The following is a 21975-nucleotide window of genomic DNA, read 5'->3' as shown; positions in this document are numbered from 1 at the left end:
GCGGCTCCTTTGGCCGCCATCATCACGCGCGGCCGACCCGGCGTCAACGGCGCCCTGCTTGCCCACCCGGTCCCGTTCGGCTAGACCTCGCGCCCGACAGAGCCACGCGCGGACCATCCGATGAGCAGGACCAAAGCCCCCCGCCGCCCCCGGGCCGAAACGCCGAAGGGCTTTCGCGACTATTTCGGCGCCGAGGTGACGGCGCGGCAGACGATGCTGGCGCGCATCGCCGAGGTTTACCATCGCTACGGGTTCGACCCGCTGGAGACCTCGGCCGTCGAGACGGTGGAGGCCTTGGGCAAGTTCCTGCCCGATGTCGAGCGCCCGAACGAGGGCGTCTTCGCCTGGCAGGAGGACAGCGACTGGCTGGCGCTGCGCTACGACCTGACGGCACCGCTGGCCCGCGTCGCCGCACAGTACCGCAACGACCTGCCCAGCCCCTACCGCCGCTACGCAATGGGCCCGGTCTGGCGCAACGAGAAGCCGGGGCCGGGTCGGTTCCGGCAGTTCTACCAATGCGATGCGGACACGGTTGGTGCGGCGTCGGTAGCCGCGGATGCCGAGATCTGCGCGATGCTGGCCGATGCGCTGGAGGCGGTGGGGATCGCGCGTGGCGACTACGTGGTGCGGGTGAACAACCGCAAGGTGCTGAACGGGGTGATGGAGGTGGCGGGCATCCTCGACCCGGCCGACCCCGAGAAGTTCGCCCACGAACGCGGCATCGTCATGCGCGCCATCGACAAGCTGGACCGGCTGGGCGAAGCCGGCGTCCGCGCGCTTTTGCGCGCGGGGCGCAAGGACGAAAGCGGCGACTTTACCAAAGGCGCGGACCTGTCGGAGGCTCAGTCTGAGATCGTGATGGGTTTTGTGGGGGCAAACCGCCTTATTCAGGGGGCGTTGGGCGAATATGTCACCGAGATTATCGGAGACGGAGTGCCCCACAGCCGTCTCACGCGCGCTCTCTCTTCATTCAGCGAAGATACCGGCCGTCCCCTTGGTACAGATGAGGAAGCGGCGGTTTACCGCAACTTGGTGACCCTCAAGCACCTCAGAGAGATCGTCGGAACGTCCATCATCGGCGCCGAAGGCGTCTCCGAATTAGAAGCGATCGCAGACCTCCTCGCCGCCCAGGGCTACGGCCCCGACCGCATCGTCATCGACCCCTCGGTCGTGCGCGGCCTTGGCTACTACACCGGCCCGGTCTACGAGGCGGAACTGACCTTCGAGATCATGGACGAGAAAGGGCGGCCGCGGCAGTTCGGCTCGGTCGCGGGTGGCGGGCGGTACGACGATCTGGTCAAGCGCTTTACCGGGCAGGCGGTGCCGGCGACGGGCGTGTCGATCGGCGTCGACCGGTTGCTAGCTGCGCTGGCGGCAAAGGGGCTGACGGGCGCGGAGGCGCAGGGTCCGGTCGTGGTGACCGTCATGGACCGCGAGCGGATGGGCGATTACCAGAAAATGGCCGCGGATCTGCGTCAGGCGGGCATCCGGGCCGAGGTCTACCTGGGCAATCCGAAGAACTTCGGCAACCAGCTCAAGTACGCCGACAGGCGGGGCGCTCCGGTGGCGATCATCCAGGGCGGGGACGAGGCGGCGCGCGACATGGTCCAGGTCAAGGACCTGATACTCGGTGCGAAGATATCGGCGGAAGCCTCTCTGGAAGAATGGAAATCCCAGCCGGCGCAGCAGGAGGTTCCGCGCGCCGACCTGGTCGCCGCCGTGCGCCGTATCCTGGCGCGGACGTGAACTCGGTGACGCCCGATCCCGCCGGCGTTCGGGCCGAGGGGCAGCGGCTGCTCGCGGCCTTCGTTGCGGCGGGCGCGCAGCCGGTGGAGGCCGACATCCTGCAACCGGCCGAGGTGCTGCTCGACCTCTATGGCGAGGATATCCGGGCGCGCGCCTATGTCACGCAGGATCCGCTGCGCGGCGAGATGATGCTGCGCCCCGACTTCACCGTGCCGGTGGTGCAGGCGCATATGCAGGGCGGCGCCGAGCCCGCGCGCTACGCCTATCTGGGAGAGGTCTTTCGCAAGCAGGAAAGCCGCAAGTCCGAGCGCGCCTCGGAATACCTGCAGGCGGGATTCGAGCTTTTCGACCGCGAGCGACCGGCGGAGGCCGACGCCGAGGTCTTTGCGTTGTTCGCCCGGCTGCTGGCGCCGCTGAGGCTGCGCGCGGCGACCGGCGATATCGGCATCTTGCGCGCCGCCGTGCAGGGCCTGCCGACCAGCGCGGCGCGCAAGGCCGCGTTGCTGCGCCACCTCTGGCGGCCGCATCGTTTCCGCGCCCTGCTGGAACGCTATGCCGGGCGCGTCCCGGTCTCGCCTGAGCGTGCGACCCTGCTGGAGTTGCTGGCGCGCGGCGAACGGCCGGTCAGCGATGCGCCGCATATCGGGCTGCGCAGCGTGGCGGAGATCGACGCGCGCCTGCAATTGCTGGCGGAGGATGCGGCGACCCCGCCGGTTGCGGCGGGGCTTGTCGATGACCTGGAGGCGCTGGTGTCCATCGCCGCCAAGGCGCCTGCGGCCTTGCAGGAACTTCGGGCGCATGCCCGCGTCCTGCCCTGGATTGTGGAATCGGTCACCGGATTCGCCCGCCGGCTGGAGGCGCTGGAGGCGCGCGGCATCGACGTTGCAGACCTGGATTTCGAGGCAAGCTACGGGCGCACCACGCTGGAATACTACGACGGTTTCGTCTTCGGCTTCGTGGCCGAGGCCCGGCCCGACCTGCCGCCGGTGGCGACCGGCGGGCGCTACGACGCGCTGACTGCGGTGCTGGGGCAGGGGCGGTCGATCCCGGCGGTGGGGGGCGTGATCCGGCCAGCGCTGGTGGCGGCGCTGAAGGGGGCGGGCTGATGCGGCTGAAGATCGGCGTGCCGTCCAAAGGGCGGCTGATGGAGCAGTGCTTCGACTGGTTCGCCAGCCGCGGTGTGCCGATGCGGCGCACCGGCGACACGCGGGAATATTCCGGCGAAATCAACGGTGTCGAGGGCGCGGACCTGGTGCTGCTGTCGGCGGGCGAAGTGCCGCGCGAACTGGCCGCCGGGCGCCTGCATCTGGGGGTCACCGGCAGCGATCTGGTGCGCGAGCAACTGGCCGACTGGTCGGCGCAGGTGGTGGAGTTGGCGCCTATGGGGTTTGGCCATGCCGATCTGGTAGTAGCGGTGCCGGCGGCCTGGGTGGACGTGGACACGCTGGACGATCTGGACGCGGTGGCGGCGGGGTTTCGGGGGGGGCATGGGTTTCGGTTGCGGATCGCGACGAAGTATCACCGGCTGGTGCGGGACTATCTGCGGCGGCATGGGGTGGCGGATTACCAGCTGGTCGACAGCCAGGGCGCGACCGAGGGGACGATCCGCAACCTGACCGCCGAGGCGGTGGCCGACATCACCTCGACCGGCGCGACTTTGCGGGCTAACCACTTGAAAGTGCTTGCAGCGCCGCCGGTCCTGCAGTCGCAGGCCACGCTTTTCGCGGCGCGTTCCGCGGACTGGAGCGGGTGCCGCCCGGTGCTGGAGCGGCTGCTTTCGCGGCTGGGATTACCCGGCGATCCGTCGCTCTGACGCGGTGGAAAAAGACGCTTCCCGGTGCCGGCAGAGCCTGCTGGAAAGTGTATGGCAAGCGGCTGGCAAGCGTATGGCAAACGTATGGCAGTGCCGAACGGTACGCTCATCACTTGGAAAGGGGTGTGGGGCAATCTGCCCCTGTCCGCCGTCGACCGGGGCTTCTGCTGGGGCTAGGGTCTTGGGCGACGGGGACGCACAGGACGTTGCATAGCACGTCGCGATGTGCCGCCGGGGTCCGGTCCGGGGTCGGTGTTGGGCCCGGACCCCGGCGAACGCGGGGAGCAAGCGGGCGCCGTGCGGCCAGGGGTGGTCCGGCTTTGCGGTGTCGGCGCGTCCCTCGGGGCATGGCCGGAACAAGAAAATCCGACCGTGCTGCTGAGTGCGCGGCCGGCGGTTCCGGGTCCGGAAGACCGAGGTCGGGTCAGTCTGCCGCGCGGGCTTCCTGCTGGATCGCGACGCCGGCGCGGGTGATGTCCTGGCCCGCCCCCTCGACCGTGTTGCAGGCGGCGAGGAGGAGAGCGGCAAGCAGGGGCAGGGTCTTGGGAAGGAGGGTCATTTCGGGCAATCCTTGTTGAAGTCGAAGGTCAACGTGCGGCGGCGCGTTTCGTTCCCCCGCCAACGCCCGAAAGACCGTGGGTTCAGAGCGCCTTCGCGGCCTCCAGCACCTCCTCGACATGGCCGGGGACTTTCACCTTGTTCCAGACGCGGGCGATCTTGCCCTGGCCATCGATCAGAACGGTGGTCCGCTCGATGCCCATGTATTTCTTGCCGTACATGTTCTTCTCGACCCAGGTGCCGTAGCGCTCGCAGATGTCGCCGTCCTCGTCCGAGACGAGGGCGATGCCGAGGCCGTGCTTGGCGATGAACTTGTCGTGGCTTTTCACGCTGTCCTTCGAGACGCCGACGACGACCGCGCCGGCGGCGTCGAAGGCGGTGGCGCGTTCGGTGAAGCCCACCGCTTCCTTCGTGCAGCCCGAGGTGTCGTCCTTGGGGTAGAAGTAGAGCACGACCTTCTTCGGGCGCAACTCGGACAGGGTCAGCGTGCCGCCCCCGTCGCGCGGGGCGGTGAAATCGGGGGCTTCGGTGCCGGGTTCCATCATGGTCCTCCTGTTGACTTTCCCTTGTGTTTTAGTCACCGCGCGGCGGGGATAAAGGGGCGGCGGCAAATTAGCGGGTCACGCGCGTGAAACTGAGCGATTTCGACTTCGACCTGCCGGACGACCTGATCGCGACGCGGCCGGTGCATCCGCGCCCCGCCGCGCGCCTGCTGCACGCCGAGGGCGGGGTGATCCGCGACCGCCATGTGCGCGACCTGCCCGAGATCCTGCGCCCCGGCGACCGGCTGGTGCTGAACAACACCAAGGTGATCCCGGCGCGGCTGATCGGCGAGCGGCTGCGCGACAGCCGCGACGGCAGCGGCCGGGCGAAGGTGGAACTGACCCTGATCGCGCCGGCCCCGGACGGGGCGTGGCGGGTGCTGGCAAAACCCCTGCGCAAGCTTGCGCCCGGCGACCGGCTGGTCTTTGGCGCGGCACTTTCGGGCCGCGTCGTCGCGCGCGAGGCCGACGCGGCGGTGGTCGCATTCGACCAGACGGGTGCCGCGTTCGACGCCGCGCTGGAGAGTGCCGGCCAGATGCCGCTGCCGCCCTATATCGCCGCGCGGCGGGCGGCGGATGCGCGGGACCGCGCCGATTACCAGACCGTGTTCGCCCGCCGTGCCGGCGCGGTGGCCGCACCCACCGCCAGTCTGCATTTCGACGCCGCCCTGCTGGAGAGCCTGCGCGCGCGCGGGATCGACATGACCGAGGTGACGCTGCATGTCGGCGCCGGCACCTTCCTGCCGGTCAAGGTCGAGGATGTGGCGACGCACCGGATGCACGCCGAATGGGGCGAGGTGAGCGCCGCCGCCGCCGCCGAGATCAACGCCACGCGCGCCGCCGGCGGGCGGGTCATCCCGGTGGGCACGACGGCGCTGCGGCTGATCGAAAGCGCGGCGGGCGAGGGCGGCGTGCACCCCTGGCGGGGCGAGACCGACATCTTCATCTATCCCGGCTATCGCTTCCGGGTCACCGATGCGCTGATGACCAACTTCCACCTGCCGAAATCGACGCTGATGATGCTGGTCGCGGCCCTGATGGGGATGGACGAGGTTCGGCGCATCTATGCCCACGCCGTGGCCGCGCGCTACCGATTCTTTTCCTATGGCGATGCCTCGCTTCTGGTTCCCGACCGCCACGCCTGATAGGACGCCCCCCACGACGGCGGCGCGCTTTCCCGCGTGTCGCCCGGCGTCGACCGTGCTAGCGTCGCGCCCATTGCCGCCACCCCGAGACCCGGACGGATTTGCCGATGTTGAGAGTTTTCTTCGCCAGCTGGACCCTGCTTCTGGGCATGATGCTGCTGATGATCGGCAACGGGCTTCAGGGCACGCTGCTGGGCATCCGGGGCTCGATCGAGGGGTTCGAGACCTGGCAGATGTCGGTCGTCATGTCGGCCTATTTCGCGGGCTTCCTGCTGGGCTCGCAACTGGCGCCGGGGATGATCAGCCGGGTCGGGCATGTGCGGGTCTTCGCCGGGCTCGGCTCGATGATCTCGGCGGTGCTGGTGCTCTATGCGGCGGCGCCCGACTGGATTGCCTGGTCGGCGCTGCGCGTGGTCATCGGGTTCTGCTTTGCCGGCGTCTATGTGACCGCCGAAAGCTGGCTCAACAACGCCGCCACGAACGAGACGCGCGGGCAGACGCTGTCCTTGTACATGATCGTGCAGATGGTCGGGATCATCACCGCCCAGGGCCTGCTGAACCTGGCCGATCCGGGGGGTTACAACCTCTTCGTCATCGCGTCGGTGCTGGTGTCGCTGGCCTTCACGCCGATCCTGCTGAGCGTGACGCCGGCGCCGGGATTCTCCTCGGCCAAGTCGATGGGGATCGTGAAGCTTTTCCGCATCTCTCCGCTGGGCTGCGTCGGGATCTTCCTGATGGGCGGCATCTATTCCGTGCTTTTCGGCATGGTCGCGGTCTGGGGCGCGCTGGTGGGGCTGAGCGTGCTGGAGATTTCAACCTTCGTGGCCGCGATCTATCTGGGCGGGCTGGTGTTCCAGTATCCGATCGGGGCGCTGTCGGACCGGATGGACCGGCGGCGCCTGATCATCGGCGTGGCCGGGTTGTGCATGCTGGCGTCGCTGATCGGCTTCGTTCTGACGCTGCCCCTTGTCGTGCTGCTGGCACTTGCACTGATTATCGGCGGGACAGCCAACCCGCTCTATTCGCTGCTGTTGGCGCATACCAACGACTTCCTGCAAAGCGACGACATGGCGGGTGCCTCGGGGGGATTGCTGTTCCTGAACGGGGTCGGCGCGGTGGCCGGGCCGCTGGTGCTGGGCTGGCTGATGAGCGCGGTAGGGCCTTCGGGGTTCTTTCTGTTCGTCGCCGTGCTTTCGGCGATGCTGGTTGGCTACGGGTTCTGGCGCATGTCGCGTCGCGCCGCCCCCGAGATTGCGGATCAGGGCAGCTATACGCCCTTGACCCCGGGCGCCTCGGTTGTGACACTTGATGCGGCCTTCGAGGCTGCGCAACCCGATGAAGCAGGAGGGGGAGCCCATGCCGCAGCGCGCTGAAGAGATCGTACGCTTCTGGGACGAGGTCGGTCCCGAGGGCTGGTACGGTGCGGCGCCGGAACTGGACGCGGAGATCCGCGCGCGCTTCCTGGCCGATTGGGAAAAGGCCGCCGAGGGCGGGCTGACCCACTGGTGCAGCAACCCGACCGGGGCGCTGGCCTACATCATCGTCACCGACCAGTTTCCCCGCAACCTGTTCCGCGACGACCCGCGTGCGTTTGCCACCGACCGGATGGCCCGCGACGCGGCGATGATCGCCGTGCAGCGCGATTTCGACCTGAAGACGCCCGAGCCGATCCGCCAGTTCTTCTACCTGCCGTTCATGCATGCCGAGGATACATTCGACCAGGACCGCAGCGTGCGCCTGTTCATCGCCCGCATGCCCGACACCGGCACGGAGAACCTGCGCCACGCCCGCGCGCACCGCGACGTGATCCGGCGCTTCGGCCGCTTTCCCTACCGCAATCCCGCGCTGGGCCGGAAAAGCACGCCGGATGAACAGCGCTTCCTCGACAAGGGCGGCTACGGGGCGGTCGTGCGGGAACTGGCCTGAGGCGCCCGCTTGCGGCCCGGTCCTGGCCTGTCGGGGCGCGGCTGCGCGCGGCATTGCCCGGCGCGGCGGATCGGCATAACGTCGGAACAGATTTCTTCGGGGGGTTTCCATGGCGCAGCAGGGCTTTGATGTCATCGTGATCGGGGCGGGACCCGGCGGCTATGTGGCGGCGATACGCGCCGCGCAACTGGACAAACGCGTCGTCATCGTGGAGCGCGAGCATCTGGGCGGGATCTGCCTGAACTGGGGCTGCATCCCGACGAAGGCGTTGCTGCGCTCGGCCGAGGTCTTTCACCTGATGCACCGCGCCAAGGAATTCGGCCTGAAGGCCGAGGGGGTCGATTTCGACCTCGATGCGGTGATCAAGCGCTCGCGCAAGGTGGCGGGACAGCTGACCAGCGGAATCGGCCATCTGATGAAGAAGAACAAGGTCACGGTGGTGATGGGCGCGGCCAAGATCACCGCGCCGGGCAAGGTCAGCGTCAAGACCGACAAGGGGACCGAGGATCTGACCGCGCCCGAGGTCATCCTGGCCACCGGCGCGCGGGCGCGGGAACTGCCGGGGCTGGAGGCCGACGGCGACCTGGTCTGGACCTACAGGCACGCGCTGCAGCCCAAGCGCATGCCGAAGAACCTGCTGGTCATCGGCTCGGGCGCCATCGGCATCGAATTCGCCAGCTTCTTCAACACGCTGGGTGCCAAGACCACGGTGGTCGAGGTGATGGACCGCGTCCTGCCGGTGGAGGACGAGGAAATCTCGGCCTTCGCGAAGAAGGCGTTCGAGAAGCAGGGCATGTCGATCCGCGTCAAGACCACGGTCAAGAAGCTTGAACGCGGCAAGGGCAAGGTCACCGCGCATCTGGAAGCCGGCGGCAAGACCGAAACCGCCGAGTTCGACACCGTGATCTCGGCCGTCGGCATCGTCGGCAATACCGAGGGACTGGGGCTGGAGGAACTGGGCGTCAAGGTCGACCGCACGCATGTGGTGACCGACGAATACGGGCGCACCGGGGTCAAGGGTCTGTGGGCCATCGGCGATATCGCCGGCGCGCCGTGGCTGGCGCACAAGGCCAGCCACGAAGGCGTGGTGGTGGCCGAGAAGATCGCCGGCATGAACCCGCATCCGGTCAAGCCCGCGGCCATCGCCGGCTGCACCTATTGCCATCCGCAGGTCGCCTCGGTCGGGCTGTCTGAGGCGAAGGCGAAGGAGGCCGGGCACCAGGTCAAGGTCGGCCGCTTCCCCTTCATCGGCAACGGCAAGGCCATCGCGCTGGGCGAATCCGAGGGCATGATCAAGACCGTCTTCGACGCCAAGACCGGCGAGTTGCTGGGCGCGCACATGATCGGGGCGGAAGTGACCGAACTGATCCAGGGCTATGTCGTCGGCCGCACGCTGGAGACGACCGAGGAAGAACTGATGCACACCGTCTTCCCGCATCCGACGCTGAGCGAGATGATGCACGAATCGGTCCTGGACGCCTACGGACGCGCGATCCACTTCTAGCCGTAGGCGATCATCCGGCCCGCGATCAGCACCGAGGGCCAGAGCGCGAGCGAGAGGACGACGGCGACGCGCTGGCGTGACAAGGGATGGTCCGCGATCCGAGGGTGCAGAACGGCATTGCCGATCGCCAGCGCCAGAAGAACCAGCTTTGCACGAAACCACGGGCTGGCGGCATAATCCACTGGCTGCACGATGAAGAGCATCAGCCCACAGGTCATCGCCAGAAGAAGCCCGGCAACGGCAAAGGGTCGCAGCAGCGCCACGGTCCGGGCGACATTGATGCCGCGCAGGATTCGCAGGTCCATCGGCACCACCGCCCCGATCAGGAGCGCGATGCCGAGGATGTGACCGGCATTGACCAGCGGATAGGTCCAGCGCGACACCTTCAGGTGCTGCGCCAGTGCCGTCGCCTCGAGCAGGGACAGCGTCTCGGTCACCGGCAGCCGTCAGAGCCGATCGGGATAGAGATCGTAGTTCTGCCCCGCGATCACGACCCGCTCGGCCTTCAGCAGGTTTTCCGATGGGTCGGCCGACCGCGGGCCGATCGCCACGATCTCCACGCCCGGCGCGAGCATCGAATCCTCCAGCCCCACGCGTGCATTTCGCCAGGGTTGGCCGACCTCGACGCGCCAGATCTCCCCCTCGGCGTCGACGGTCAGCACGCCGTGGGGATTGCCGAGTTGGGCGTCCGTGATGACGCCGGTGAGTTCGATCTTGCCGTCCGCCGTCCAGCGCCAACCGTGATGCCCGAGCGCGGGCAGGGCGGGCAGCAGCGCGACGGCGGCAAACAGCATTCGACGGGTGATCTGCATGTTTCCTCCTGTCTGTGCGTATGCGGCAGGGTAGTCCGATCCGGCGCGCTCCGACAGTGACAACGCAGTGAGGTGTTCTTGCTTCGTTCACAATTTCGGTTTGGCGACTCGCCAGGAGTGACCTATGTAGGGGGCTTGAGGTTCGGGGGCTGAAAATGGCGGAACAGAAGTTCATCGAGGTGCGCGGCGCGCGCGAGCATAACCTCAAGGGGATCGATGTCGATATCCCGCGCGACCAGCTGGTGGTGATCACCGGTCTGTCGGGGTCGGGCAAGTCGTCGCTGGCCTTCGACACGATCTATGCCGAGGGGCAGCGCCGCTACGTCGAGAGCCTGAGCGCCTATGCGCGGCAGTTCCTGAACATGATGCAGAAGCCCGATGTGGACCATATCTCGGGCCTCAGCCCGGCGATTTCCATCGAGCAGAAGACGACCTCGAAGAACCCGCGCTCGACCGTCGGCACGGTGACCGAGATCCACGACTACCTGCGGCTGCTGTTCGCCCGCGCCGGCACCCCCTACAGCCCCGCCACCGGCCTGCCGATCGAGGCGCAGCAGGTGCAGGACATGGTCGACCGAGTATTGGCCATGGCGGAGGGCACGCGCGCCTACCTGCTGGCCCCCATCGTGCGCGACCGCAAGGGCGAATACCGCAAGGAATTCCTGGAGTTGCGCAAGCAGGGCTTCCAGCGCGTCAAGGTCGACGGGACCTTTCACGAACTCGACAGCCCGCCGGAGCTGGACAAGAAGTTCCGCCACGACATCGACGTGGTGGTCGACCGGATCGTGGTGCGCGCGGGGATGGAGACGCGCCTGGCGGACAGTTTCCGCACCGCGCTGGACCTGGCGCAGGGCATCGCGGTGCTGGAACTGGCCGACGACAGCGCCGAGCGGATCACCTTTTCCGAGAATTTCGCCTGTCCGGTCAGCGGCTTCACCATCCCCGAGATCGAACCGCGGCTGTTTTCGTTCAACGCGCCCTTCGGCGCCTGTCCGGCCTGCGACGGGCTGGGGGTGGAGCTGTTCTTCGATGAACGCCTGGTCGTGCCCGACCAGATGCTGCGGCTGGAGGACGGCGCCATCGCCCCCTGGCGCAAGGGCAAGTCGCCCTATTTCCTGCAGACGATCGAGGCGCTGGCCAAGCACTACGGGTTCGACGCCCGCACGCCCTGGCGCGACCTGCCCGACGCGGTGAAGACGGTGCTGCTGCACGGGTCCGACGGCGAGGAAATCCCGTTCCGCTACGACGACGGCGGGCGGGTCTACAACGTCACCCGCAGCTTCGAAGGGGTGATCCCGAACATGGAGCGCCGCTACCGGGAGACCGACAGCGCCTGGGTGCGCGAGGAATTCGAGCGCTACCAGAACAACCGGCCGTGCAGCACCTGCGGCGGCGCGCGCCTGAAGCCCGAGGCGCTGGCGGTGAAGATCGGTCCCGCCAAAGGCGGGCGTCACAAGCTTCTGCACATCGCCGAAGTCAGCGAGATGTCGATCAAGGAGGCGCTGGCCTGGATCGACACCGCGCCCGATCACCTGAGCAATCAGAAGAACCAGATCGCCGCGGCGATCATCAAGGAAATCCGCGAACGCCTTGGATTCCTTGTCAATGTCGGACTGGACTACCTGACGCTCAGCCGCGCGGCCGGCACCCTTTCAGGCGGCGAGAGCCAGCGCATCCGGTTGGCGAGCCAGATCGGCAGCGGGCTGACCGGCGTGCTCTACGTGCTCGACGAACCCTCGATCGGGTTGCACCAGCGCGACAACGACCGCCTGCTGACGACGCTGCGCAACCTGCGCGACCAGGGCAACACCGTGCTGGTCGTCGAGCATGACGAGGAAGCGATCCGTACCGCCGACTGGGTGCTGGACATCGGCCCCGGCGCCGGTGTGCATGGCGGGCGCGTGGTTGCCGAGGGCAAGCCCGAGGCGATCACCGCCGATCCGGCCAGCCTGACCGGGCAATACCTGTCGGGCGCGCGGCGGATCGAGGTGCCGGCGGAACGGCGCAAGGGCAACGGCAAGTCGCTGCGGGTGGTGAATGCGACCGGGAACAACCTTCGCGGTGTGACCGTCGATTTTCCGGCGGGGAAATTCGTCTGCGTGACCGGGGTGTCGGGGGGCGGCAAGTCGACGCTGACCGTCGAGACGCTGTTCAAGACCGCCTCGATGCGACTGAACGGCGCCCGGCAGACGCCAGCGCCCTGCGAGACGATCACCGGGCTTCAGCATCTGGACAAGGTCATCGACATCGACCAGCGCCCGATCGGACGCACGCCGCGGTCGAACCCGGCGACCTATACCGGGGCGTTCGGGCCGATCCGCGACTGGTTCGCCGGCCTGCCCGAAGCGAAGGCGCGCGGCTACAAGCCGGGGCGGTTTTCTTTCAACGTCAAGGGCGGGCGCTGCGAGGCGTGCCAGGGCGATGGCGTGCTGAAGATCGAGATGAACTTCCTGCCCGACGTCTATGTCACCTGCGAGACCTGCAAGGGCGCGCGATATAATCGCGAAACACTAGAAGTTCTTTACAAAGGCAATAGCATAGCCGACGTTCTTGACATGACGGTTGAAGAGGCGCAGGGCTTCTTCCAGGCGGTCCCGGCGATCCGCGAGAAGATGGATGCGCTGATGCGCGTCGGGCTGAGTTACATCAAGGTCGGCCAGCAGGCGACGACGCTGTCAGGCGGCGAGGCGCAGCGCGTCAAGCTGTCGAAGGAACTGAGCCGCCGTTCGACCGGGCGGACGCTCTATATCCTCGACGAGCCGACGACCGGCCTGCACTTCGAGGATGTGCGCAAGCTGCTGGAAGTGCTGCACGAACTGGTCGATCAGGGCAATACCGTGGTGGTGATCGAGCACAATCTGGACGTGATCAAGACCGCCGACTGGATCATCGACATCGGGCCCGAAGGGGGCGACGGCGGCGGGCTGATCGTGGCCGAAGGGACACCCGAGGATATCGCGCGCGTCGACGCCAGCCACACCGGGCGCTACCTGGCGCCGCTGCTGAACCGGACGCGCGCGGCGGCGGAATAGACCCTGCCAGCGGCCTGCCGGAAACCGGCTGGCAGGCGTATGGCAGGCGTATGGCAAGCGTATGGCAAGCGTATGGCACGAACGCACGCCGGCGCAGGAAACCCGAAAGGTTTGCGGCGGCCAGGATGAAATGCGATTGTCCCGGCTGTCGGGATCAACGGCGCCGCGCTGGCCGGTTGTCGAGCTTGTCAGGGGCGGGCACGACCAATCCGGCCGAGATGACAAGTTTCGCTGCGTCCTCGACGCTCATCTCCAGAGGTTTCACGTCGGCTTCCGGCACGAACAGCAGAAAGCCCGAAGTCGGGTTCGGCGTGGTCGGCAGGAAGACGGCGATGTGTTTTTCGCCCGTGCCCAGATGGCCCGCGATCTCGCCGCGCGTATCGGTCGAAATGAAGGCGATCGCCCAGATGCCGCGGCGAGGATATTCGACGAGGCAGGCGCGGTTGAAGCTGGTCGAGGACTGCGCGAAGACCGTCTCGGCGATCTGCTTGAGGCCCTGATAGACCGACCGCACCACCGGCATCCGCGAAACGATCCGTTCGCCCCAATCGATCAGGCTGCGCCCGATGATCCCCTTGGCCAGCCAGCCGACGACCATCGTGAAGATCAGGAAGATCAGCACGCCCATGCCGGGGAAGGTCATGCCGGTCAGGAAGTCCGGCAGGATCGTCCGCGGGATCAGCGGCAGCACGCGGTTGTCGATGAATTCGACCGTGGCGACGATGATCCAGATGGTCAGCACCGCGGGCGCGACGATCACGAGCCCGGTCAGAAACGAATTGCGCAAGAGGGCAAGAACGCCGCGCTTCGGCGGGGGCGGTTCGGTGGTCATGGCAGGTTCCGTCGGAGGCAGGCCAGACCCGTCCTTACCAGAGCCGGAAGCGCCCCGGCAAGCGCGCCGGCGCGGCTCAGAGGTCGAGCGGCGCGATCAGCCGGCGCAGGGCGGCCAGCGGGTCGTCCTGGATCCAGACCTCGTCCCCGAGGGCGATGAAATCGGTGATCGGGGCCAGTGCGGCGACGAGTTCGGGCGTCAGGGCGCCTTCGGCGACGACCGGCACCTCGATCATCTGCGACCACCATTCGAATAGCTCTGCATCCACTGTGGAACCGCCGCCCAGCGGGCTGTCGCCGACCGGGCCGAAGGCGACATAGTCGGCGCCGGCCTCGGCCGCCGAAAGCCCCTCGTGCCGGGAGGCGCCGCAGGCCGCGCCGATGATCGCGTCCTTGCCCAGCGTTTCGCGCAGCTTGCGGATGCCCGGCGTGCGCTCGGGCAGGTGGACGCCGTCGAGGCCCAGGCGTTCGGCCAGCAGGACGTGGCGTTCGATCACCAGCGGGATGTCGCGTGCATGCGCCAGTTCGCGCAATTGGTCGGCAACGCGGGCGATGCGATCCTCGTCCCCGCCGGCCATGGACAGGCGCAGGCAGGCGACGGGCACGGCGTCGAGCACGCGGGCCAGCGTCGGCGCGAAATCCGCGGGCTCGAAAACCGGCGGGGTGATCAGGTAGAGCTGCGGGCGGTCGGGTTGGTCGGTCATCGGATCTGTCCTGACATTGCGCGCCTGCATAGCCGCGGGGCGGGTACTACGCAATGGCGCGCGGGGCGGGGTGGTCGGGCACGAAAGGTTGGACCTGCGGCGGAAGACCCGCTAGATTTTGATCAAAATAATCGAATCAAGGGCAGGAGGGAACATGGCCGACAAAGCCGATCTGATCATCACCAACGCTCGCGTCCTGACGATGGACCCGGCGCGTCCGCGTGCCGAAGCGGTGGCGGTGGTCGGCGGGCGCATCCTGGCCGTGGGCGCGGCCGAGGAGGTGGCGGCGCTGGCCGGTCCGCAGACCCGGCGCATCGACGCGCGCGGCGCCAGCGTCCTGCCGGGCTTCATCGAAAGCCATCTGCATCTCTTCATGGGCGGGGCCGAACTGGCACATCTGCAACTTCTGGGCGTCAAGGGCGAGACGGCGCTGGGGCGCGCGATCCGCGTCTACGCGGCCGAGCACCCGGACCTGCCGCTGATCATCGGACAGGGCTGCGACTACGCCATCCTGAACCGGCCGCTGACCCGGCAGGACCTGGACGCGATCCTGCCCGACCGCCCGGTGCTGCTGGTCGCGGCAGACCACCACACCGGCTGGGCGAATACCGCGGCGCTGAAGGCGGCGGGGATCCTGGAGGGTCGGGCGCTGGGGCCGGGCAACGAGATCGTCATGGGCAAGGATGGGCTGGCGACCGGCGAGTTGCGCGAATTCGAGGCGAAGGCCCCGGTCATGGCGCTGTCGGGCGCGCAGCGGATCACCGCCGGTATCGCCACCGGCGAGGAGCCGGTGCCCGCGCCGGGCGCGGCGGAACTGGTCGCCGACTGCGTGCATATGGCGCGCGGGCTGCGCCATTGCGCGCGCCACGGGCTGACCAGCCTCGTGAACATGGACGGAAACCGCTACACGCTGCAGGTGCTGGCGGCGCTGCGCGCGCAAGGCAGGCTGACCGCGCGGGTGCGCGTCCCCTTTCACTTTCGCAACCATCGCACGCTGGCCGACCTGCAGTTTGCCAGCGACCTGGCTGCCGAGTTCGACGACGACTGGCTGTGCTCGGGTTTCGTCAAGCTGTTCATGGACGGGGTGGTGGACAGCGGCACGGCGGTGCGGCTGGACGATTACCCCGACCAGCCCGGCTGGCGCGGCGAGCCGCTGTTCCAGGCCGACCAGTTCGCCGCGATCGCCACCGAATGCGACCGACGCGGCTTGCAGATCGCCGTCCATGCGATCGGCGACGGCGCCGTGCGCCGGGTGATCGACGGCTACGAGGCCGCGCGCCGCGCCAACGGGCCGCGCGACGCCCGCCACCGGATCGAACATATCGAGATGATCGACCGCGCTGACATCCGCCGCATGGCGGATCTGGGCATCGTCGCCTCGATCCAGCCGTGCCACGTGCCCGGCGCGCTCGATTTCCCGTTGTTCCCGACGCTGGACATGGTCGGGCGGGACCGCTGGAACGACGCCTATCTCTGCCGGTCCCTGGCCGAGGCGGGGGTGAAACTGGCCTTCGCCTCGGACTGGCCGGTGGCGGATGTGAACCCGCTGCGCGGTATCCAGTCGGCGCTGATGCGCCCGGTCTTCGACGGCGCGGGCGACGAACGACTGGACCTGCACTCGGTGCTGGCCGCCTACACGACCGGCGGCGCCTGGGCCGAGCATACGGAAAAGTGGAAGGGCATGCTGAAGCCCGGCTTCCTGGCCGATATCGTCGTGCTGGACGGCGATATCGAGGAAACGGCGCACGACCGCATCGGCCGCATGACCGTTGCACAGACGGTGTGCGGCGGCCAGATTGTCTGGGATCAGGCGGCGATGGCGGAAGAAGATGCTTGATCGCCGCGCCGGTTTGCGCCTCACTGATGCGGACGATCCCGGCAACGAACGAGCGGAGGCCGACATGGCGGCGCAGGGTGCAGGGCAGCGGGGCGCGCGCGATCCGGTGCAGACCGAGATTGACATCCGCAAGGTCAGCAAGGTCTTCGGCCAGGGCACCGCGGCCTTTCACGCGCTCACCGACATCGATCTGCAGATCCGCAGCGGCGAGTTCTTCACGCTACTGGGGCCCTCGGGCTGCGGCAAGACAACCCTGCTGCGGGTGATCGCCGGGTTCGAACAGCCGACCGGCGGGTCGCTGCAGATCGACGGCAAGGAGGTTGCGGGCCTGGGGCCGAACCAGCGCCCGGTGAACACGGTCTTCCAGAACTACGCGCTGTTTCCACACATGACCGTGGCGCAGAATATCGGCTTCGGGCTGAAGATGCAGGGCCGCCCCCGCGCCGAGGTCGCGGCGACGACGGACGAGATGCTGAATCTGGTCAAGATGGAGGAGATGGCCGAGCGCAAGCCCTCCGAGATCTCGGGCGGGCAACAGCAGCGCGTGGCGCTGGCCCGGGCGCTGGCGCCACGGCCGCGGGTGCTGCTTCTGGACGAGCCGCTGAGCGCGCTGGACCTGAAGCTGCGCAAGGAGATGCAGGGCGAGTTGAAGCGCCTGCAGTCCGAGACCGGCATTACCTTCGTCTTCGTCACGCATGACCAGGAAGAGGCGCTGACCATGTCCGACCGGATCGCCGTGATGAACAAGGGCCGGATCCTGCAACTGGGCAGCCCCCACGAGATTTATCATTCCCCGACAGAGCGTTTCGTGGCGGACTTCATAGGTGACACGAACTTTCTGGAACTGCCGGTCTCGGCGGTGGAGGGCGCCGAGGCGACGGTCACGCTGCCCGGCGGCAACGGCACGGCGGCGCGTCTGCCCGACGGCATGACGCCGCGCCCCGGCGAGAAAGTGATAACCGTGATCCGCCCCGAACAGGCCCACCTGGTCGAGGACGGCCCCGCCGACCTGCAGGCCGAGGTCGAGACCGCGGTCTTCTTTGGCACCGACACCCATGTCCATCTGCGCCTGCCCGACGGGCAGGGGTTTATCCTGCGCCGGCAGAACGTCGACCACATGGCCGAACCCGCGCCGGGGACGCGCGTCGGCTTGCGGCTCAGTCCCGGCGCGCTTCGGGTGCTGAGGGGCTGAGGCGATGGAGGCGACGAAGGAACGCCACGGCTGGAAATGGCTGTTGTGCACCCCGGCGCTGATCGTGCTGGTGCTGGCTGCGTCCGGCCCGCTGATGATCGTGCTGATCTATTCCTTCCTGACCCCCGGCAACATGGGCGGGGTCAACTGGGAGTTCACGACCGAGGCCTGGTTCCGCGTCTTCTGGCGGCGCGACATCTTCGACCCCGATCAGGTCACCTGGAACGAGGCGCATCTGACGGTCTTCTGGCGCTCGATCTCGCTGTCGCTGCAGACGACGCTGCTCTGCGCCTTTCTGGGCTTTCCGACCGCCTGGTTCATCGCCACGCGGCCGCCGAACAGCCGCGCGATCTGGCTGTTCATGATCACCATCCCGTTCTGGACCAACCTGCTGATCCGCACTTTCGCGATCCAGGAGCTGATCCGCAACAACGGCACGATCAATGCGCTGTTGCTGCAGACCGGCGTGATCAACCAGCCGATCCAGATAATGTACACCGATTTCGCGGTGCTGCTGGGCATGGCCTATGTCTTCCTGCCGCTGATGGTGCTGCCGCTCTATGCCGCGATGGACAAGCTGGACTTCCGGCTGGTGGAGGCGGGCTATGACCTTTACGCCAGCCGGATCAAGGTCTTGTGGTACGTCATCCTGCCGCTGGTGAAGCCGGGGTTCATCGCCGGGTCGATCCTGGTCTTCATCCCGGCGATCGGCGCCTATGTCACGCCGCGGGTCCTGGGGGGCGGGCGCACGATGATGCTGGGCAACCTGATCGCGCTGCAGTTCGGGCAGGGGCGCAACTGGCCGCTGGGCGCGGCGCTGGCGATGCTTCTTCTGATCATCGTGGTCACGGCGCTGGTGCTCTATCTGCGCTGGGTCAACCGCGAGGAGGTGCGCCGTGGCTGAGGTCACCGCCGGGACGGAACGCGCGCTGCGCGGCGGTTCGGACGCGGCCCGCCCCGCGCGGCGGCGCAACTATTCGGTGCGGCGGCTGCCGGGGTTCGGCGTCATCGCCATCTTCACCTTCGTCATGCTGTACCTGCCGATCGTGATCCTGGTGGCCTATTCCTTCAACGAGGGCGTGTCTCAGGCGCGCTGGGAGGGCTTCTCGCTGCAATGGTACGAGGCCGCGTTCAACAACCGGCAGGTGCGCGACGTGTCGGTCCGTTCGCTCTGGCTGGCGGTGACGGCGTCGGGCATCGCCACGCTTCTGGCGACGCTGGCGGCGCTGGGGACCACCCGCACCAGCCGCTTTCCCGGCCAGACCATGATCTACGCGCTGATCAACCAGCCGCTGATGGTGCCCGAGGTGGTGACCGGCATCGCGCTTCTGATCTTCGTGGCGGCAATCAAGGTGCAGACGGGCTATACCGGCATGGGCTACCTGGTGGCCGCGCACACCGCGTTCTGCATCCCCTTTGCCTACCTGCCGATCCGCGCCCGGCTGGAGACGATGGACATCACCCTGGAAAAGGCCGCGGCCGACCTCTACGCTAGCCCCTTTCAGGCCTTTCGCTACATCACCCTGCCGCTGCTGGTGCCCGGCATCGTCGCGGGCTTCATGCTGGGCTTCGTCATCTCGCTCGACACCGTGGTGATCACCGAGTTCGTGAAATCCGCCGGGCAGGACACGCTGCCGACCTACATGCTGGGCCAGTTGCGCCGGACCGTCACGCCCGAGATGAACGCCATCGCCACGCTTTTTCTTGCGCTGTCTCTGATGATCGTGACAGCCTTCTTCCTCATCACCCGCAAGCGCGGGGTGTGAGAGCATCAACCACCAGGGAGTAGAACGATGAAAAATACACTGGCCGTCAGCCTTGCGGCACTTCTGGCCTCCGCCGGATTCGCGCAAGCGCAGGGTGTGGTGAACCTCTATAACTGGGGCAACTACACCCATCCCGAACTGCTGGAACGCTTCACCGCCGAGACCGGCATCCAGGTCAACCTGACCGATTTCGACAGCAACGACACCGCGCTGGCCCGCATCCGGCAGGGGGGGCACGGTTTCGACCTGGTCGTGCCGTCGAACACCTATGTCCAGACCTGGGTGGACGAAGGGCTGGTGCAACCGCTCGACCCCGAGATCGTGACCGACCGGGACAACATCGCCCCGCAATGGGTCGATGTCGACTTCGACCCGGGCCGCGAATATTCGGTGCCGTGGGCCTGGGGTACGACGGGCGTGATCGTCAACACCTCGGTCTATGGCGGGGATGTCAATGACCTGGACCTGATCCTCGACCCGCCCGAGGAACTGCGCGGCCGGATCAACGTCATCCCCGAGATGTCGGACGTGATGTCGATGGCGATCTATCACGCCGGCGGCGACAGCAGCTGCACTACCGACATGGACGTGCTGCGGCAGGTACGCGACAATCTGATGGCCGCGAAACCGCACTGGCTGGCCTTGGATTACGGCACGGTCGACAGCTACGCCGCGGGCGATCTTGATGCCGGCATCTACTGGAACGGCGCCAGCATGCGCGTGCGCCTGCAGAACGAGGATTTCGCCTACGGCTATCCGCGCACCGGCTATCCGATCTGGATGGACAACCTGATGGTGCTGGCCGATGCGCAGAACACCGAGAACGCGATGCGCTTCGTCAACTTCGTGCTGCAGCCGGAAAACGCCGCGCTGATCTCGAACTTCGCGCGCTACGCCAACGGCATCACCGGGTCTGAGGAATACATGGACGAGGTGATGCGCGAGGCGCCGGAGATAAACGTGCCCGAGGAACTGGTCGCGGCCGGTCGCTTCGGTCAGGCCTGCCCGCAAGAGATCAACGACATCCACGCGCAGATCTGGACCGAACTGCTTCAGTAAGCGCTGCGTGAATATCGACCGGGGAGGGGGCCTGCGCCCCCTCCCTTCGATTGTGAGGAAGGGGCAGGACATGGACGGGATACTGGCACGCGACGCGCTCGATCAGGCGCTCGCGCTGGAGGGGGGCGAGATCGGCGCCGAGGAACTGATGCGCGCGACGCTTCAGCAGATCGAGCGGCTGAACGGGCCGGCCAATGCGATCGTGTCGCTGCGCGACGCGGAGGCGCTGCTCGCCGAGGCGCGCGCCGCCGACGCGGCGCCGCGCAAGGGCTGGCTGCATGGCCTGCCGGTGGCGATCAAGGATCTGGCGGATGCCGAGGGTCTGCCGACCTCCAAGGGCTCGCCCGTGCTGGCGGGGCAGGTGGCGCAGCGCGATTCGCTGCATGTCTCGCGGATGAAGGCGGCGGGCGCCATCGTCATCGGCAAGACCAACACGCCCGAGTTCGGGCTGGGCAGCAACACCTTCAACCCGGTTCACGGCACAACGGGCAATGCCTATGACGCCGGGCGCACCTGCGGCGGGTCCTCGGGCGGGGCGGCGGTGGCGCTGGCGCTGCGGATGCTGCCGGTTGCCGACGGCTCCGACATGATGGGCAGCCTGCGCAACCCGGCGGGCTGGAACAATGTCTACGGGATGCGCCCCAGCTGGGGCCGCGTGCCCGATTGGCCCGAGGGCGAGACCTACCTGCACAAACTGTCGACCAACGGGCCGATGGCGCGCAGCCCGAGGGACCTCGCGGCACTGCTGGACGTGCAGGCCGGTCCGGTGGCGGGTGCGCCCTTCTGCCTGCCGAAAGTCGCAAGCCTGCCTGACATCGACGCGCCGGTCGCAGGCCGCCGGATCGCTTGGGCGCGCGACTGGGGCGGCGCCTTCCCGTTCGAGCCGGGCATTCTGGATCTGTGTGAAACCGCACTGGCGGGCTTTGCCGACCTGGGCGTCACTGTCGAGGCGATCGATCCGCCCTTCGACCGCGACGCGCTCTGGCAATCCTGGCTGGATCTGCGCGCCTTCGCCAATGCCGCGCGTCTGGGGCAACTCTACGACGATCCGGGCCACCGGCCCCGCCTGAAGGCCACCGCGCTGTGGGAGATCGAGCAGGGCCGCAACCTGACCCTGGCGGCGGTCGAGGCCGCCAGCCTGACCCGGTCGCAATGGTACGCGCGCGCCGATGCGCTGTTTCAGACCCATGACGTGATCGCGCTGCCGACGGCGCAGGTCTGGCCCTTCCCGCTCGATCAGGAATACCCGACCGAGGTCGCGGGGCACGCGATGGACACCTATCACCGCTGGATGGAGGTGATGATCCCGGCCAGCCTGATCGGCCTGCCGGCGATCTCGGTCCCCGCGGGGTTCGGTGCGAACGGTCTGCCGATGGGCCTGCAACTGATCGGCGCGCATGGCGCGGATGCGGCGGTGCTGCAGCTTGCGCAGGCCTGGCATCGCGCGACCGACTGGCCGAACCGCCGCCCGCCGCCGGGCGTCTGACCCCCGCCACACGGCCTGCGCC

The 21975-nt window shown here is 67.7% G+C and carries 20 protein-coding genes; 14 read left to right on the top strand and 6 right to left on the bottom strand.

Going from position 1 to position 21975, the window contains the following annotated elements; all coding sequences use genetic code 11:
* Window positions 1-120: 120 nt before the first annotated feature.
* Genes IM708_RS02880 through hisG form a run of 3 tightly spaced genes read left to right on the top strand, consistent with a single transcriptional unit; the run spans window position 121 to window position 3559 of the window.
* Window positions 121-1746 (top strand): HisS family protein, encoded by a 1626-nt coding sequence (locus IM708_RS02880; protein ID WP_209424806.1) that lies wholly within the window; start codon window positions 121-123, stop codon window positions 1744-1746.
* A 5-nt stretch (window positions 1747-1751) separates the two neighbouring features.
* Entirely contained in the window at window positions 1752-2852 is a 1101-nt protein-coding gene (locus tag IM708_RS02875; protein WP_348524931.1) for an ATP phosphoribosyltransferase regulatory subunit, read from the top strand.
* A complete protein-coding gene (gene hisG, locus IM708_RS02870; protein ID WP_209424804.1) occupies window positions 2852-3559 on the top strand; it encodes an ATP phosphoribosyltransferase in 708 nt (235 codons plus the stop codon). The genes IM708_RS02875 and hisG overlap by 1 nt, the downstream gene beginning before the upstream one ends.
* Before the next feature lie 424 nt (window positions 3560-3983).
* On the opposite strand, the gene IM708_RS02865 is transcribed toward hisG, so the two are convergent.
* Together IM708_RS02865 and IM708_RS02860 are read right to left on the bottom strand one after the other, a co-directional pair.
* Entirely contained in the window at window positions 3984-4118 is a 135-nt protein-coding gene (locus tag IM708_RS02865) for an entericidin A/B family lipoprotein (RefSeq protein WP_209424803.1), read from the bottom strand.
* 82 nt (window positions 4119-4200) lie between these two features.
* Entirely contained in the window at window positions 4201-4662 is a 462-nt protein-coding gene (locus IM708_RS02860; RefSeq protein ID WP_209424802.1) for a peroxiredoxin, read from the bottom strand.
* 83 nt (window positions 4663-4745) lie between these two features.
* On the opposite strand from IM708_RS02860, the gene queA reads away from it, so the two are divergent.
* The 4 genes from queA to lpdA all read left to right on the top strand — a co-directional run bounded on the left by queA (window position 4746) and on the right by lpdA (window position 9234).
* The gene (gene queA, locus IM708_RS02855; RefSeq protein WP_209424801.1) at window positions 4746-5804 is read left to right on the top strand and encodes a tRNA preQ1(34) S-adenosylmethionine ribosyltransferase-isomerase QueA; all 1059 of its coding nucleotides are present in this window, start codon (window positions 4746-4748) and stop codon (window positions 5802-5804) included.
* A gap of 107 nt (window positions 5805-5911) precedes the next feature.
* Window positions 5912-7177, top strand: coding sequence for an MFS transporter (locus IM708_RS02850; RefSeq protein WP_209424800.1), 1266 nt, complete (start codon window positions 5912-5914; stop codon window positions 7175-7177).
* Window positions 7161-7730: a DUF924 family protein gene (locus IM708_RS02845; RefSeq protein ID WP_209424799.1), complete on the top strand. Its 570-nt coding sequence runs from the start codon at window positions 7161-7163 to the stop codon at window positions 7728-7730. The genes IM708_RS02850 and IM708_RS02845 overlap by 17 nt, the downstream gene beginning before the upstream one ends.
* 109 nt (window positions 7731-7839) lie before the next feature.
* The gene (gene lpdA / locus IM708_RS02840; RefSeq protein WP_209424798.1) at window positions 7840-9234 is read left to right on the top strand and encodes a dihydrolipoyl dehydrogenase; all 1395 of its coding nucleotides are present in this window, start codon (window positions 7840-7842) and stop codon (window positions 9232-9234) included.
* On the opposite strand, the gene IM708_RS02835 is transcribed toward lpdA, so the two are convergent.
* Both IM708_RS02835 and IM708_RS02830 read right to left on the bottom strand, forming a co-directional pair.
* Window positions 9231-9671, bottom strand: coding sequence for a hypothetical protein (locus IM708_RS02835; protein ID WP_348524930.1), 441 nt, complete (start codon window positions 9669-9671; stop codon window positions 9231-9233). The genes lpdA and IM708_RS02835 overlap by 4 nt on opposite strands.
* A gap of 9 nt (window positions 9672-9680) precedes the next feature.
* On the bottom strand, window positions 9681-10046 hold the full coding sequence (locus IM708_RS02830) for a DUF6152 family protein (RefSeq protein ID WP_209424797.1): 366 nt from the start codon (window positions 10044-10046) through the stop codon (window positions 9681-9683).
* A gap of 155 nt (window positions 10047-10201) precedes the next feature.
* On the opposite strand from IM708_RS02830, the gene uvrA reads away from it, so the two are divergent.
* Window positions 10202-13078, top strand: coding sequence for an excinuclease ABC subunit UvrA (gene uvrA / locus IM708_RS02825; RefSeq protein WP_209424796.1), 2877 nt, complete (start codon window positions 10202-10204; stop codon window positions 13076-13078).
* Between the two features lie 154 nt (window positions 13079-13232).
* Here the strand turns inward: uvrA and IM708_RS02820 are convergent, their stop codons facing one another.
* Both IM708_RS02820 and IM708_RS02815 read right to left on the bottom strand, forming a co-directional pair.
* Window positions 13233-13910, bottom strand: coding sequence for a DUF502 domain-containing protein (locus tag IM708_RS02820; RefSeq protein ID WP_209424795.1), 678 nt, complete (start codon window positions 13908-13910; stop codon window positions 13233-13235).
* 76 nt (window positions 13911-13986) lie between these two features.
* Entirely contained in the window at window positions 13987-14613 is a 627-nt protein-coding gene (locus tag IM708_RS02815; RefSeq protein WP_209424794.1) for a thiamine phosphate synthase, read from the bottom strand.
* Window positions 14614-14767: 154 nt separating this feature from the next.
* Here IM708_RS02815 and IM708_RS02810 point away from each other — a divergent pair, with 154 nt between their 5' ends.
* The 6 genes from IM708_RS02810 (at window position 14768) to IM708_RS02785 (ending at window position 21953) form a co-directional block, all read left to right on the top strand.
* Window positions 14768-16450 (top strand): amidohydrolase, encoded by a 1683-nt coding sequence (locus tag IM708_RS02810; RefSeq protein WP_209424793.1) that lies wholly within the window; start codon window positions 14768-14770, stop codon window positions 16448-16450.
* A gap of 64 nt (window positions 16451-16514) precedes the next feature.
* Window positions 16515-17642 (top strand): ABC transporter ATP-binding protein, encoded by a 1128-nt coding sequence (locus IM708_RS02805; RefSeq protein WP_209424828.1) that lies wholly within the window; start codon window positions 16515-16517, stop codon window positions 17640-17642.
* A gap of 4 nt (window positions 17643-17646) precedes the next feature.
* Window positions 17647-18546: an ABC transporter permease gene (locus IM708_RS02800; protein WP_209424792.1), complete on the top strand. Its 900-nt coding sequence runs from the start codon at window positions 17647-17649 to the stop codon at window positions 18544-18546.
* Window positions 18547-18670: 124 nt separating this feature from the next.
* A complete protein-coding gene (locus tag IM708_RS02795; RefSeq protein WP_348524932.1) occupies window positions 18671-19408 on the top strand; it encodes an ABC transporter permease in 738 nt (245 codons plus the stop codon).
* A gap of 27 nt (window positions 19409-19435) precedes the next feature.
* Window positions 19436-20467: an extracellular solute-binding protein gene (locus IM708_RS02790; RefSeq protein ID WP_209424791.1), complete on the top strand. Its 1032-nt coding sequence runs from the start codon at window positions 19436-19438 to the stop codon at window positions 20465-20467.
* A 70-nt stretch (window positions 20468-20537) separates the two neighbouring features.
* Window positions 20538-21953: an amidase gene (locus tag IM708_RS02785; RefSeq protein ID WP_209424790.1), complete on the top strand. Its 1416-nt coding sequence runs from the start codon at window positions 20538-20540 to the stop codon at window positions 21951-21953.
* Window positions 21954-21975: the final 22 nt, after the last annotated feature.

Origin of the sequence: Pararhodobacter sp. SW119, assembly GCF_017811755.1 — a bacterium.
Classification (GTDB): domain Bacteria; phylum Pseudomonadota; class Alphaproteobacteria; order Rhodobacterales; family Rhodobacteraceae; genus Pararhodobacter.
This window is presented reverse-complemented; position numbering and strand designations above follow the sequence as displayed.

Bases quoted from the DNA above. Each gene is read 5' to 3' on its own strand.
- IM708_RS02880 (WP_209424806.1), top strand. From the start codon at position 121: ATGAGCAGGACCAAAGCCCCCCGCCGCCCCCGGGCCGAAACGCCGAAG.
- hisG (WP_209424804.1), top strand. From the start codon at position 2,852: ATGCGGCTGAAGATCGGCGTGCCGTCCAAAGGGCGGCTGATGGAGCAG.
- IM708_RS02865 (WP_209424803.1), bottom strand. From the start codon at position 4,118: ATGACCCTCCTTCCCAAGACCCTGCCCCTGCTTGCCGCTCTCCTCCTC.
- IM708_RS02860 (WP_209424802.1), bottom strand. From the start codon at position 4,662: ATGATGGAACCCGGCACCGAAGCCCCCGATTTCACCGCCCCGCGCGAC.
- IM708_RS02850 (WP_209424800.1), top strand. From the start codon at position 5,912: ATGTTGAGAGTTTTCTTCGCCAGCTGGACCCTGCTTCTGGGCATGATG.
- IM708_RS02845 (WP_209424799.1), top strand. From the start codon at position 7,161: ATGCCGCAGCGCGCTGAAGAGATCGTACGCTTCTGGGACGAGGTCGGT.
- lpdA (WP_209424798.1), top strand. From the start codon at position 7,840: ATGGCGCAGCAGGGCTTTGATGTCATCGTGATCGGGGCGGGACCCGGC.
- IM708_RS02830 (WP_209424797.1), bottom strand. From the start codon at position 10,046: ATGCAGATCACCCGTCGAATGCTGTTTGCCGCCGTCGCGCTGCTGCCC.
- uvrA (WP_209424796.1), top strand. From the start codon at position 10,202: ATGGCGGAACAGAAGTTCATCGAGGTGCGCGGCGCGCGCGAGCATAAC.
- IM708_RS02820 (WP_209424795.1), bottom strand. From the start codon at position 13,910: ATGACCACCGAACCGCCCCCGCCGAAGCGCGGCGTTCTTGCCCTCTTG.
- IM708_RS02815 (WP_209424794.1), bottom strand. From the start codon at position 14,613: ATGACCGACCAACCCGACCGCCCGCAGCTCTACCTGATCACCCCGCCG.
- IM708_RS02810 (WP_209424793.1), top strand. From the start codon at position 14,768: ATGGCCGACAAAGCCGATCTGATCATCACCAACGCTCGCGTCCTGACG.
- IM708_RS02805 (WP_209424828.1), top strand. From the start codon at position 16,515: ATGGCGGCGCAGGGTGCAGGGCAGCGGGGCGCGCGCGATCCGGTGCAG.
- IM708_RS02800 (WP_209424792.1), top strand. From the start codon at position 17,647: ATGGAGGCGACGAAGGAACGCCACGGCTGGAAATGGCTGTTGTGCACC.
- IM708_RS02795 (WP_348524932.1), top strand. From the start codon at position 18,671: ATGCTGTACCTGCCGATCGTGATCCTGGTGGCCTATTCCTTCAACGAG.
- IM708_RS02790 (WP_209424791.1), top strand. From the start codon at position 19,436: ATGAAAAATACACTGGCCGTCAGCCTTGCGGCACTTCTGGCCTCCGCC.
- IM708_RS02785 (WP_209424790.1), top strand. From the start codon at position 20,538: ATGGACGGGATACTGGCACGCGACGCGCTCGATCAGGCGCTCGCGCTG.